The organism is Thainema salinarum CENA647 (genome assembly GCF_057732415.1).
Genome location: NZ_JBYJZJ010000015.1, coordinates 1 through 15129 on the forward strand (window position 1 = coordinate 1; position 15129 = coordinate 15129).

Sequence of the window (15129 nt, forward strand, 5' to 3'; positions counted from 1 at the left end):
CTCCCTGAGGCACTCTCCTCTCTCGTTCTTATCTAGAACCGCTATAAAATTAAGACAAGATAAGAAAAGAAAATGCCTCGTTCCATCCAAGCTCAGGGATTAAGCCCGATTGTCTTGCTCCCATGCGATCGCGCGTTGCAATGCTGCCTTATAAGCAACTGGTTCGCTGTATCCTAATTCTTGTCGAAAACGGTCTGTATCGATTGCCAGGTGATACTGCCACTGCAAATTCATCTGCAACTGGGATGGCAACTGATCTTTGGGCAGGATAACCGTCTCGCCGCTCCAGCCCACCAGCGCTGTGAGCTGCTGGATTCGTTCCCGTAAAACGGCAACAATGCGCTGGACATACCCACCAAACACCTGAAGCAAGTTTTGCGCCTGCTGTTGGGTAAAAGGAATAACGTCTAGAACAACATCGGGCGCAAATTGCTTAAATTCAGCCTCAAAATTGGATAACTCAGTGCGATCGCCATAGATATGCACAACGGAATCGAGTTCCTCGGCACGGATACGACCCCGATGAAAAACAGCAACTTGATGCCCCTGCATCATCAGGTAACGAGTCACATGTGAACCAACAAAACCAGTTGCGCCAATCGCAAGAACTTTCAAGATAGTCTCCTTTTAGATTGCTGGGGGTTTCCAGTCAAGAAATTTAATTTTTCTAGAAAAAGCCGCTTCGGAACGATGGGAAGACTTAGGTTAGGGCAGAGGGTTGCTGTTCAAGCTCTCTACAGAACTTACTGCTGCAGAGTATAGGATTGGGGAGGAAGACGATTCAGATGACCCAAGAACAAAGCATACAACAGCAACTAGAAGCGGCCCAAGCACAGATACAGCAACTGTCTCAACAGCTCGCTACTGAGCGCAATGCCGCTCACCAGACTCAGGCCCGGCTGCAAGGGCAGCTTGAGCAACAGCAGCAACAGATTGCCCAGCTCGAAGGCCAAACCAATCAACTGCAGCGCCAACCAACTGAACCACTTGTCGGGCAAGATCTCCAGCCCGTTGCCCAGGAAAATCGCCCGTTTCGACAGACCTTGGAGGCGCAAGAGGTCACCTATCGGCACCTGTTTGACTGCAATCCCCAGCCCATGTGGGTGTATGACCTGGAAACGCTACGGTTTCTAGCGGTCAATGATGCAGCGGTGGTCAAATATGGCTATTCCAGAGGGGAATTTTTGGCGATGACCATCGCCGACATTCGCCCTCCAGAAGACATGCCCCGACTGTTGGCAAATGTGGCTCAGGTTGACTCAGGGCTGGACTTGGCTGGCACCTGGCAGCATCGTCTGAAGGATGGTCAGATCATTCAAGTGGAGATTGTGTCCTATGCCCTAGAGTTTGAAGGGCGACGGGCTGAATTGGTGATGGCTCAGGATATCACCGACCGAATCCGAGCTGAGCAAGCGCTCCGTCAGGGTGAAGAACGTTATCGTCAACTCATTGAACTTTCGCCTTACCTGATCTGGAATGCCGATGCTGACGGACAGAATACCTATGCCAGTCCGCAAATGTGTCGATACATTGGCCTGCCAGCCGAACAGTTGCTCAATTTGGATTGGCAAAGGGTGATTCACCCAGATGATGCGGAGCGGGTTCATACCCGCTGGATGCAGTCCGTACAAAGCGGGATGGCCTACGAAACGGAGTATCGATTGCGTCGGGCCGATGGTGTTTATCGCTGGCATCTGGTGCAAGCCGTTTGTGTTCAGCCGGAACAGGACGGGCAATGGTTCGGCCTGTCTACCGATATCCACGATCGCAAGCAGGCCGAACTCAGTCTACAAGATTTAAATCGCACCCTGGAGCAGAAAGTTGCAGAGCGCACCGCAAAACTCCGGCAAAGCCAAGCTGAGCTACAGTCTGTTCTCAACCACTCTCCTGCCAAGATTTATGTCGAAAATTTGGACGGGCACTACATTTTTGTCAATCAAACGTTTCTGAATTTATTTGGCTATACGCCAGCAGAGATTCTTGGCAAGACAATTTATGAGGTTTTCCCGCCCGATATTGCCGATGCCTTTCGGGCAAATGATCGGTTACTGCTGGCCCAAGGAGGGGTGCAGCAGTTCGAGGAAATCGTGTGGGTTAATGGTGAGGAACGAGTATTTTTATCCAATAAGTTTTTACTACGAGATGACCAGGGTGAGGCTTATGCGCTCTGTGGGATGTCTACCGATATCACCGATCTGAAAGAAATTGAGTCTCGGCTCACACGACAATTAGCGGCGATTGAAGCTGCCGTTGATGGCATCGCCATTACGCAAAATAATGCGTTCCTATATTTGAACCGGGCCCATCTAGAACTGTTTGGCTATACCCAGGCCGAAGAACTGATTGGGCAGCCCTGGACAGTGCTTTATGGGCCGGCAGAACTGGCTCGCTTTGAACAGGAGATCATGCCGATACTGGCGCGTGATGGTGCCTGGAGCGGAGATGTCCTCGGAACCCGGCAGGATGGCAGCACCTTTGACCAATGGCTATCGCTGACGCTGACCGAGGATGAGTTGGTTATCTGTGTCTGCGAAGATATTAGCGATCGCAAAGCCGCTGAACGAGCGTTGCAGGCTTCCCAAGCTTTGCTGCAAACCGTTCTAGAGACGGTGCCCATTGCCATCTTTTGGAAAGATCGGAACGGAGTTTATCAAGGGGCAAACTCCAAAATTGAGCCCATATTTGGGGTCACGGCTACTGACCTGGTGAACCGAACCGATGCTGAGCTGATTTGGCCACCAGATGTGGTAGAGATCATTCAAGCCGAAGACCGCCAGATCATTGCTACGGGAGAAGCCTGTCTCAACATTGCTCAGCACCTGATCACGACCACGGGGGTTGAGCTTTGGTTAGAGATTAACAAAGTCCCGTTCTGCGATGCCGAGGGCAACATTATTGGCGTTTTGGGGACAGCGAAAGATATTAGCGATCGCAAACGACAAGCCTTGGCCCTAGAAGCCTATGCAAATGAGGTTGAAGATCTATACAACAATGCGCCCTGCGGCTACCATTCCTTAGATACTAGTGGACGAATTACCCGCATCAACAATACCGAACTGGTATGGCTGGGCTATCCGCGCGAAGCAGTGGTAGGTCAGCCCATCACTCAGTTCTTAACCCAAGCGAGCCGCGCTGTGTTTGCCGAACGTTGGGCCATGCTCAACCAGTCACGACAAACTAAAACCATGCAGTATCAGGTCACACTGCTAGGCAGCGATGGGGGTCACATCGAAGTCCTGTTTAGTGAACAGTTGCAAACAGATGCTCACGGCAATCGGATAGGCAGTCGTACCACTGTTGTTGATATTCGCCAGCGACTCAAAGCTGAAAGCATGTTACAGCGGCAATTTCAGCAAGAAGCGTTGCTGCGGCAAGTGACGGATCGGATTCGGCAATCCTTGGAGTTAACGACCGTTTTTAACACAGCCTGTAATGAAGTGCGTCAAACCCTTCAGGTCGATCGGGTTGCCATTTTTAAGTTTTATTCCGAAACAAGCTTCACGGATGGCGAGTTTATCGCCGAGTCGATGGTGGCTGATTACCCTTCGATCGTGTCTATCCCAGTGCATGACCACTGCTTTGGCGAAAACTTTGCTTCTCTCTATGTCCAGGGTCGCTACTATGCCACTGCCGATATTGAGTCGAGAGATCTCTCACCTTGCCACAGTGATATTCTGCGTCAGTTTCAGGTGCGGGCTAACTTGGTTGTGCCGCTCATCAGAGGAGATCGGCTGCTCTGGGGACTGCTCTGTGTCCATCAGTGCAGCGGCCCATACACATGGCGAACTTCAGACATTGAATTAACCCAACAGATTGCCCATCAGCTAGAGATCGCGATTAATCAGGCCAACCTGTATCGCCGTCTTCAGGTAGAGCTACAGGTGCGGCAGCAGGTTGAAGCCCAGATTATTCAACAGCTCCAGCAACAACGGACGTTCGCCATCCTGACCGAAACCATTCGTGCGTCGCTCGACATCGATCACATTTTAGCTACGGTAACTCAGCAGGTAAAAGATCTGTTGCGGTGCGACCGGGTGATTATTTTCCGCCTCTTCCCCGACGGTCACAGCCGCATTGTGGAAGAAGCTGTTGCCCCAGAGTTTGCCAGCCTCAAAGGTCAACAGTGGGACGATGAGGTGTGGTCACCAGACATTCTAGAGACCTACTGGCAGGGACAGCCTCGGATTGTACCCGACGTGATGAACGATGTCTGGACAGACTGCCTAGTGGACTATTCCCAAGCAGGTCACATTCAGTCCAAGATAGTGGCCCCCATTTTGCAAGAGGCTCATGGTCAAGAAAACCATCGTTGGGTGGCTTCCCATCACCACAATCAGCTGTGGGGCATTATTGTCGCTCATGCCTGCCGTGAACAGCGAATGTGGCAGGAGTCGGAAGCGGAACTGCTTCAGCAAATTGCTAACAAACTTGCGATCGCAATTCAGCAAGCTGGATTGTTTACCCAGCTGCAGCAAGAATTAAGCGAACGACAACAGATCCAACAAGATCTGATCGAAAGCAACCAAAGACTGGAAATTGCCAACCAAGAGCTAATGCGCGCGACTCGTCTCAAGGATGAGTTTTTAGCCAATATGAGCCATGAACTGCGCACCCCCCTCAATGCTATTTTGGGGATGGCTGAGGGGCTGCAAGATGAAGTATTTGGCCCGATTAGCGATCGGCAACAGAAGCCACTCAAAACCATTGAGCGCAGCGGCACCCACTTACTATCCTTGATCAACGACATTCTAGACGTGGCCAAAATCGAAGCGGGCCAGTTTGAACTGGATTACACCTCGGTCAATGTGAATTATCTCTGTCAGTCGAGCCTGTCCTTTGTTAAGCAGCAGGCCAACAAAAAACGACTCCGGCTGGAAACGCAAATGCCTAACGGCTTGCCGGATCTGTATGGAGATGAACGTCGCCTGCGCCAGGTACTGATCAATCTGTTAACCAACGCTGTGAAATTCACGCCTGAGACAGGATGTATCACCATCACAACCTCCTACAGGCCGCTCAATTCGGAGGGCGCATCCATTGAACGACGGCTGCTTCATCCCCAGGCAGCACCGTCAGCAACGACAGGTATCCTTTCAATTGCCGTTGCGGATACAGGCATTGGCATCAGTCCCGAACATGCTAAAAAGCTGTTTCAACCCTTTATGCAGGTCGATAGTGCCCTGAATCGGCAGCACGAGGGCACTGGATTAGGACTCGCTTTGGTGAAGCGCATTACTGAACTACACGGCGGCGAGGTTGAACTAAGCAGTGAAGTGGGAGTTGGCAGCTGCTTTACGTTGTGGCTGCCCGTGACGATGACAGCTTCAGAGCCATTCTCACACAGAGAAATAGCTCATTCTGGAGCGGCTGATCCGTCGGTAGATTCTGCGTCTGATTACCTGATCTTACTGGCCGAAGATAACGAAGCTAATATCAATACGACGACTGCCTACTTAAGCGCCAAGGGATATCAGCTGATCGTCGCTAGGAACGGTCATGAAGCTGTGCAACTGGCCAATTCTGCTGATCCCAATTTAATTGTGATGGATATTCAGATGCCCCAGCTTGATGGTCTGGAGGCGATCCGCCAAATTCGCCAAAATCCCAACCTGGCCACTGTTCCCATCGTGGCGCTGACGGCTTTGGCCATGCCCGACGATTGCGATCGCTGTTTGTCTGCCGGAGCCAATGAGTACATCAGCAAGCCAATTCGACTGAAACAGCTTCATCATGTCATTCAAACTTTACTGACAAAACCAGCGATGGCATAGGCGATAACCTTAAACTCAATCTTAGATTCTGTCCTCGCGCCTGACATTTCTCGCTTTCTTGTTCTTTTCAGTTGATATATGGCCCAAAACGTTCAAAACTCTCAAATGATTGTCGTTGGCTTAGGAGCCTCGGCTGGCGGCCTCAAAGCACTAGAGCAGTTTTTTGCCGCGATGCCCAGCGACAGTGGGGCTGCCTTTGTGGTCGTGCAGCATCTATCGCCCGACTTTGAGAGCCTAATGCAAGAGCTGCTGCAACCCCACACTAATATGACGGTTCAGCGGGTGATCGGCGGAATGACGCTACAGCCTAACCAGGTGTACCTGATACCGCCGGGACAAAATTTGGTGATTCAGTCCGGACGGCTATACCTGATGGATCAACCGCCAAGACCGCGATCGCAGATCAATCTGCCCATTGACCTGTTTTTTGCATCCCTGGCGAGCGACTGTGGCAAGCGGGCCGTTGGCATTGTGCTGTCAGGGGGAGGGGATGACGGCAGTCAGGGACTACAGGCCATTCGAACGGCAGGAGGGCTACCTTTAGTGCAAGACCCCGCTACCGCTGAGATTCCAGACATGCCCCATAATGCCCTCGACACAGGTGTCGTTGCCCGAGCCTTTCCGCCTGATGAGTTGGCTCGTTTGGTCTACGAATTTACCCAACAGGAAAGGCAGGGTTATTCTTTGGCGGGCAACCGTACAACTCCTATGATCGAGCCTCCGACCCTGCAGCAAATTCTAGACCTGCTAGAAGAATCGGAACATCTGGATTTTTCCTACTACAAAGCGTCCACCCTCAGCCGTCGCACCTACTTGCGCTGTTCCCTGGCGGGCTGCAACACCATCGAAGAATACCTTGACTATCTGCGCGACTCCGTTGAGGAGCGGCAGCAGCTCAAGCAGGATTATCTGATCAGCGTGACCCGCTTTTTTCGCGATCGCGAAGCCTGGCAGGATCTGGAATACAACATTTTGCCCAACCTACTGACCACTCTGAGCACAGCCAAGAACAGTACCTTTCGGGCCTGGGTAGCCGCCTGCGCCACTGGCGAAGAGGCTTACTCCCTGGCGATTCTGATCGACCACCTGATGGAACAAATAGGGCGTCGCTTACCGATCAAAATTTTTGCCACCGATGTGGATGCGGATGCCCTGCAGCAGGCCGCCCAGGGAGCCTACCCGGAAGGCATTGCCAACGATGTGCCCGAACTTCTATTACGCAAGTACTTTACCTGGCGCAATGGGCAGTTTCACGTGAAGCGCCGCATTCGGGAAGCCTTGATTTTTGCGCCCCACAATCTGACCAACAATCCCGGCTTTACGCAAATGCATCTGATTAGCTGCCGCAACATGCTGATCTACATGCGGCCCGACAGTCAACAGCAGGTACTGCAGACGCTCCATTTTTCCCTGGCCGCAAAGGGAATTCTGTTTTTAGGGGAATGCGAAAATCTGGGAGAACTGCAGGAAGAATTCGTACCCATCAACGAAAAGTGGAAGATCTTCCAGAAGCGGCGCAATATCAGGCTACCGTTCTTAGACCTGTCCGGTGCCGGACGGTTTACCCCAATTACAGTCACTCCCGCCCGTACAACCCGCTCTGAAGAAAAGCCAACGTCACCACTGAACCCACTAATTCAGCAGGCTCTAGTGAATGTTTATGCCAGTCGCCAGGCTACCTGTGTGCTGCTTGATGATCAGCAAAACCTGCTGCATGTGGTGGTGGATGCGGCCCGACTGCTGCAGGTTCCCCAAGGGGAAGTGACCCAGCAAATTACCGCCATGCTCCCTGCCGATCTTCGGATTCCGGTCAGCACGGCCCTCAGCCGCACCCGCCGCGACGGGGAACCCGTAACCTACTTGGGCATTCCCACACGAACAATCGCGAGCGATCGCACCCTACAGATTATCGCCACCTATACCGAAAGCAGCCCCAACGCCAATGGGTTTGCCACCCTAGTGCTCGAAGATAGCTATCCAAACTCACCCTCTCCGGCTCCGGCTGCCAGTGAACCATTCCAGCTCACTGAAGACACCAATCTGCGTATTGTCGAGCTGGAACATGAGCTGCAGCAGAGCCGCGAAAGTTTGCAGGCCACCATTGAAGAGCTGGAAACCATTAACGAAGAGCTGCAGGCCACCAATGAAGAACTGCTGGCCTCCAACGAAGAGCTACAGAGCACCAACGAAGAATTTCAGGCCCAAACTGAAGAACTCTATACGGTCAATGCCGAGTATCAGGCCAAAATCGCTGAGCTAACCGAACTTACTGCTGACTTCAACAACCTGCTCCAGAGCACCGACATCGGCGTCATTTTTCTCGACATGGAGCTGGGCATTCGCAAATTTACCGAAGCCGCTGCCGCCGCCGTCAATCTGGTGGATAGCGACATTGAGCGTCCCCTGGTGCACTTGACTCACAACCTGGAGGGCGTTAACCTGCTAGACCCCCTACAGCAGGTGCTCGACACCGAACGTCCGCTGGAACAGGAAGTCCGCCTCACAACGACCGGTGAAAACCTGCTGATGCGGGTCAATCCCTATCGTCAACAGCGGGGCAGAATGGATGGCCTGGTCATGACCTTCATCAACATTGATGAGCTAAAAGAAACGGAGCGCCAGCTTTCAGAGACTCTGGAGCTGCTGGAAACTACCTATGCCATGACTCCCGTTGGGCTGGGAATTGTTGACCACAGTCTATGCTTTGCCCGCATCAATCCAACCCTAGCGGAAATCAACGGTCTATCGGTAGATCAACACCTGGGTCGTCCCATTCCCGAAATTCTGCCGGATCTGGTCGATACGCTGCTCCCCATTTATCAGCAGGTCTTTGAAACCGGCGAGCCCCTTATGAACATCGAAATTACGGGCACTACCCCCGCTGCTCCCAACACTATTCGCCACTGGGTTGCCAGCTACTATCCGGTACCTGAAGGGGTGGGCGTTGTGGTTACAGAGGTAACCACCCTGAAGCAGGCCCAGCAGATTATCGTGGAAAACGAAGCCCGTCTCGATTACCTTTTGGGCTCATCCCCAGCCATCATTTTCACCTGTGCCCCCGCCGACAACTACCGCTGCTTATCCATCAGCGACAACGTTCAAGATGTTCTGGGTTATACGCCCGATGACTTTATCCAGAACCCTGATTTTTGGCTGAATCACCTCCACCCTGCTGATCTGAACCGGGTGCTGGCGGGGCTGCAGGCGTGGGATCAACAGACTCTTTATCAACATGAATATCGTCTACTCTGTGCAGACGGTGTTTACCGCTGGTTCGAGGCTCGCCTCAAAATGAGCTTCGCTCCTTTATCTACAGACGATTTGTCTACAGAAGAAATGATCTGTATTGGCTCTCTCATAGACATTACCGATCGCAAAATTGCCCAAAGTGCCCTGACTAAAAACGAGTCGCTGTTTCGCCTCACTCTCGACCAATCCAAACTGATGGTGTTTACCCAGGATCTGGATTTGGTTTACCAGTGGGTGTACAACCCCATTACTGGCTTCACCGAAGCCGACTTTCTCCACAAAACGGATCGAGCGATCTTTCCTGATACTGATCTGCAACGATTGATAGACGTGAAGCAGCAGGTGCTGACCAGCCAAACCCGGCAGACGATGCAGTTTCGACTCCAGCAAGAAGAGTGCGATCGCTATTTCAACCTCAAGCTGGAACCCCTCACCGATATGGAGGGCAACCTCTCTGGTATTGCCGGAGTCGCCTACGAAGTCACCGAAGAAAAGCAAAATGCCCTAGCCCTAGCCTATGCCAACGAGCAGGCCCAGGCCGCCAACCAAGCCAAGAGCAGCTTTCTTGCCGCAATGAGCCATGAGCTGCGTACTCCTCTCAATGCCATTCTGGGCATGACCGAAACGCTGCAGGAGGGTATTCTAGGGAATGTCACCGATCGTCAAGTCAATGCCCTGATCACCATTGAACAAAGCGGCACCCATCTGCTGAACCTGATCAACGACATTCTCGATCTGGCGAAGGTGGAAGCAGGGCAACTTGAGCCCAACTGGATCGTTGTGTCTGTATCCGACTTGTGCCACCGCAGCCTAGATTTGGTGACCCAGCAGGCCCAGAAAAAACAGATTGTCCTCCATCTCGATCTCGCTACCGATATCCCCGACCTGTGGGGTGATGCCCGCCGTCTGCGTCAGGTATTGGTCAATCTGCTTGATAATGCCGTGAAATTTACTCCTGAAGGGGGGCAGGTCACACTGGCCGCCCAAACTGCAGGCGAATGGATTCACCTCAGTGTTACCGATACTGGCATTGGCATTGCGGCAGCAGACATTCCCACCCTGTTCCAGCCCTTTACCCAAGTTGAAAGCGACCTCAGCCGCCAGTACGACGGCACCGGGTTAGGACTGGCTCTGGTCAAACAACTGGTCGAACTCCACGGGGGCGACATTCGCTGTACCAGTACTGTCGGTGTCGGGAGCTGCTTTACCGTGATGCTACCGGCTCAGCCGCTTGTAGTAGCTCAACCCCAAACTGACCTTGAGTACAACCAGGAGCCTGATGCCGTCTCATCACTGCCGCGGCCATCATCCTCTGCGGATAGCAGATCTGCCTTGGTCTTACTGGCCGAAGATAACGAAACCAACATCGAAACCACCACAAGCTACTTGGCAGCTAAAGGCTATCGGCTCATCGTTGCCCGTAATGGTGCAGACGCTGTAGCCATAACTCGCGCCGAAAAACCAGATCTGATTTTGATGGACATACAAATGCCCGGCATGGATGGTCTGGAGGCAATTCAGCAAATTCGCCAGGATCGTAATCGAAACCTTAAGAATATACCCATTATTGCGCTCACTGCACTAGCGATGCCAGGAGATCGAGAACGCTGTTTAATGGCCGGGGCGAATGAGTACATGAGCAAGCCCGTTAAGCTAAAGATACTGGCGGCTAGGGTTCAGGAATTATTGGTCTCATCATTTGACGATTCAGATTCTACAATTTGAAGACTTTTAGGATACTGCTAATATTCGCTATTACTGCTGTCTTATGAAGACTATCTCCATCCTGGTCATTGACGATGATCCTACAAATCTCGAAGTGGTCGAGACCATCCTGATTGCCCGTGAAGGTAGTTGGAACAGCGGCAGACCCTATCAAATTCATTACGCTAGCAGCGGCCAAATGGCTCTGGAGCAGCTCCCAACTTGTAGCCCCGACCTGATTTTGCTCGACGTGATGATGCCGGGCATGGACGGCATGGAGGTCTGCCAGCGCATTAAAGCCATGCCGGAGTGGCAGACAGTACCCATTATCGTGGTCACTGCGCTGACCCAAAAACAAGACATGGCCAGGTGCTTAGCTGTCGGAGCTGATGATTTTATCAGTAAGCCGCTCAACGGCATTGAACTGGCCGCCCGCGTTCAGTCCATGCTGCGAATTCGGCAGCAGCAGCGGCAGCTTGAAACCTTCAATGCCCATCTAGAAGCGACCGTCGAGCAGCGCACCGCAGAACTCCGCTGTCTGGTTGTGTGCGACACTCTGACGGGCTTGCCCAGCCGCAATGGCCTGCTCGAAATCCTGACCGAGAAACTAGAGGCTGGCGAAACTTCTTTGGTCCTGATCCACCTCGACTGTGACGATTTTCAACTGGTCAATAACTCGCTTGGCTACCAGGTTGGCAACCAGTTTCTGGTTGCGATCGCAGAGCGGTTACAGCAATACCTGCAACCGGGAGACCTGCTTGCCCGTGTCGGAGAAGATGAATTTTGCCTGCTGCGCCCTGGCGTTGACGCTTTTGGGGATGTTAACCCCCTGGTGGAGAGCTTAAAGCAGGGGTTCGAGCCGCCCTTTGTTGTAGGCGAACTGGAAATTTACGCCTCTGCCTGTATGGGCATTACCCTGGGCAGCAGCCAGCAGGGAGCAGAGGCACTGCTGCAATCGGCTGGCACAGCCACCTACCACGCCAAGAAGCGGGGCAAAGGCATCATTCAGAATTTTGACCAAGACATGCACCAGACCATTCTCAACCGCCTTACCCTCGAAAATGACCTGCAGCGGGCACTGGAGCGGCAAGAATTCACCACCTTCTACCAACCCATCGTAGACCTGCAAACTCAGCAGATAGAAGGGTTTGAAGCTCTCGTGCGGTGGCGGCATCCGGAGCGGGGCATGGTATCACCTGGAGAGTTTATTCCCTGTATGGAGGCAACTGGACTGGTAGTTCCTGTTGGGATGGTGGTGCTCCAGCAGGCTTGTGAACAACTACACCGCTGGCACCAGCAGGGTTATCTGCATCTGACGGTCAGCGTGAACCTATCGGTGCGCCAGTTCACCTGCCCCACCCTGGTTGCTGATATCGATCGCGTGTTGGCCGCAACTGGGGTAAATCCCACCTGCCTCAAACTCGAAATTACCGAAAGCGCCATTATGGATAATGCTGCCGCTGCGATCGCTGTGACGCGGGAACTGCGATCGCGGGGCATCCAAATCAGTATTGACGACTTCGGCACCGGCTATTCCTCCCTCGGATACCTGCATCAGTTTCCGATCAACACCCTCAAAATTGACCGTTCCTTTGTGGCCGCCATGGAGGTTAACGGCAGCGATTACCCCGTAGTCGAGACCATTGTTGCCCTCAGCCGCCAGCTCAAACTCTCCGTCATTGCTGAAGGCATCGAAACCCAGCAGCAGCTAGCACTGCTTCAATGTATGGGCTGTGAATATGGTCAAGGTTATTTATTTTCCCGACCGTTGCCCGCCGCCGAACTAGACAGTCCAATAGCACTGGCAAAGTTTGGCCAATAGGATATGAAGGTGGTACAGTCGCAACCATCGCCATCGCCAAAGCTACTACTGCTTTGGCAAGTGTGTTTTGAGGGGTAGAAGAATTTTGAAAATATTGCTCCGCAATATTTTCAAAATTCTTCTACCCCTCATCTTTACTTTGACAGACTACTACTGGCGTGTTTACGCTGAAGCCGATTACGAAGCACATTCATCTCTATCTTGACCACAGAAAAGATTTTCATATAATCAAGAAACGGAAATTAGAAAAGACAGCATGCCAACGACACAACCACTGGCTGAAAACTGGCTCTCTGCAGCTGAAAGCTGCGGCTCAACCAAGTGGCTGAGGCAGTTTATCCGCTACTATGTGGCCCAGCTACAGGCTGAGCGGATAACACCGGAGGCGTTGGCGAGTGAGTTGGAAGAAGAATTCGCATCCCGCAAGCTCAATACCCCAGCCCAGCAAAAAAACTACCGCTCCAACGTGGTTCAGGCAATTAAGGTGTTTGACCCCGACCATCCGGCTATCGATTTGGTTGGCCTTTCAACAGCACAGTATCGAATGCTGAATGACCAACAGCGGGAACGAATGGCCGATCGTCAGACTCGATTTATTACCAGTGAGGCGGCAGAGTCAATCGTCAAGCGAGCCAGCCAGTTGATCACAAGTACAGAGTGTGCGGAAATCGGAGCCGGATTGGCGGTACTCATCGGTCGGCGGATTAGTGAAATCCTGCTCTCCACGTTCTCGCTGAAATCGCCCTGGAGTCTGATGTTCAGCAAAATGGCAAAGAAGCCAGACACTCTGGATATCACGATTGAGATTCCGACGCTGGCACCTGCCCGAGTGGTTCTGGCTGCGATCGAGCGTTTGCAAACGGGTCTAAAAGTGAATCAGCTCCGACTCCAGGGAATGTCGTCTCGACAAGCGAAGCTGAGGGTGAATCAGCTCTACAGTGGCGCGATCGCAGCCAAGTGCAACGAGTGTTTTCGAGATCTCGTGCCGACTCGCAGCGACCGAGATAATCTCTATACGCATCTGTTTCGAGCGGTTTACGCCACCATTGCAGCCCACTGGTACTGTCCACCGTCTGTACCGGAACATCAGTTCAAGGCCGAAATTCAGGGACATTTCACGGTCACTCTAGATGGCAAAAAGCTGCCAACCTATGCGGCCCGCTCAAATTACGATGACTATGCCATTGGCAATGGTGACGGCAACCGCGACGGTCGATTGGGCATCAAATTAGGTCAGGTGCCGGATCTAGAGGTAATTGAGGTGTTCCGGCATCCTCTGAATAGTCCTACCGAGCAATCCGACAAGCCACCGACGGCAGCGGCAATCACCTCAGTTGCAGCGGAAAGCGCGACTAAGGCTGCAACTAAGGTCGTAACTGAAAGCGCAACTGACGGCGCAGAGGATAGCAGCTATGCCGATACTGCCGATACTGCTGCGGTCGAAAACAGCGATCGCGACAGGACTGCAGCACTCCAGACCAAACACTCACCCCAGGACGAACCCCACATGACTGAATCCGATACTCGCAAATCCACAACTAAGCGTGCCAATGTTTATGCCGATGACCTAGAGCGGATGATTGACCTGATGGCCCACCGAGGCATCACTGGCAGCACAGCCGATGTTTTCCATGCTTTGGTCAAAGAGTTTGAAGCGCAGACAGAACAGGGCGCGCGGCAGGACGCTAAGACGCTGGGAGAGGTGGCTCAGGCGATTAACTGGTTCACGTCAGAGATTGAAACACTCCGGCAGCAATATCACGCTCTGGAAGAAGAGCACAGGCGTCTGGTTGCTCAGCAGATAGAATCGGAACCGAAAGCAAATACGGAATCAGATAAGGTTGCAGAGCTGAAGGAGCACAATGCTCAGCTCGAAGATCAGAATGCCCAGCTCGAAGCCCGGAATGCCAAACTGGAGAGCGATCTACGGGAAACGCGATCGCAACTCAACGCCATCCAGGAGTTACTGGGTGGTGTGAGAAAAGGCAAGCAGCCCCAGGTCACGACACCAGAGTCTGCACCGACATCCGCGAAAGCCCCAGCAGCGCAATCGGCTGCTAGTCAGTCAAAATCAGTCGCAGACAAGGCTGCCCAGCAGGACGATGCTCATCCTGAGAAAATTCGCGATCGCGCCGATTCAACGGAGAAGATTGCCGATGTGATTGATGCCATCATCAAGTGGAATACGGCGCAGGAACGTTCTGAGCAGCGCCTACGTATCTCCTTTCCCTCGGTTCGGAGTCTGGCCGTATTGGTAGGAGCCAGTTATCTACCAGCTATTCGGGAAGTAATGAAAGATAAGGAAGCGGAAATCGATCAGATTCACGAGCGCTACACGATCGGCTCTCGTCACAACCGCAGCGTACTCGATAAGGATAAGGTACTACAAGCGATCGCGCGGGACTATCTCGGTATTCCCAACTGGCAAGAAGCAACCTATGTCAATTAACAGAGCCCGCTAACGGCCTAAAAGCAGAAGCCTTCTCTAGTAATCTGTCAAAGTAAAGATGAGGGGTAGAAGAATTTTGAAGAATTTTGCCGTAGCCATCCCCTCCAAGGATCTGAGAGTAAACCCCCCAAGTG

5 protein-coding genes are annotated in these 15129 nt (G+C 52.5%); 4 read left to right on the plus strand and 1 reads right to left on the minus strand.

Features of this window, described 5'->3' with window-relative positions; genetic code table 11:
* Positions 1 to 99: 99 nt before the first annotated feature.
* Positions 100 to 615 carry an NAD-dependent epimerase/dehydratase family protein gene (locus tag AC286M_RS01995; RefSeq protein ID WP_488202787.1) on the minus strand — a complete coding sequence of 172 codons (516 nt, stop codon included), beginning with the start codon at positions 613 to 615 and terminating at the stop codon, positions 100 to 102.
* Positions 616 to 785: 170 nt separating this feature from the next.
* Between AC286M_RS01995 and AC286M_RS02000 the strand changes: the two genes are divergently transcribed.
* From AC286M_RS02000 to AC286M_RS02015, 4 genes are all read left to right on the plus strand, one after another.
* The gene (locus tag AC286M_RS02000; protein WP_488202788.1) at positions 786 to 5771 is read left to right on the plus strand and encodes a PAS domain S-box protein; all 4986 of its coding nucleotides are present in this window, start codon (positions 786 to 788) and stop codon (positions 5769 to 5771) included.
* A 78-nt stretch (positions 5772 to 5849) separates the two neighbouring features.
* The gene (locus tag AC286M_RS02005; protein WP_488202789.1) at positions 5850 to 10745 is read left to right on the plus strand and encodes a chemotaxis protein CheB; all 4896 of its coding nucleotides are present in this window, start codon (positions 5850 to 5852) and stop codon (positions 10743 to 10745) included.
* 43 nt (positions 10746 to 10788) lie between these two features.
* On the plus strand, positions 10789 to 12546 hold the full coding sequence (locus AC286M_RS02010; protein ID WP_488202790.1) for a two-component system response regulator: 1758 nt from the start codon (positions 10789 to 10791) through the stop codon (positions 12544 to 12546).
* Positions 12547 to 12802: 256 nt separating this feature from the next.
* Complete coding sequence (locus AC286M_RS02015) at positions 12803 to 14995, plus strand: protelomerase family protein (protein ID WP_488202791.1); 2193 nt, start codon at positions 12803 to 12805, stop codon at positions 14993 to 14995.
* Positions 14996 to 15129 lie beyond the last annotated feature (134 nt).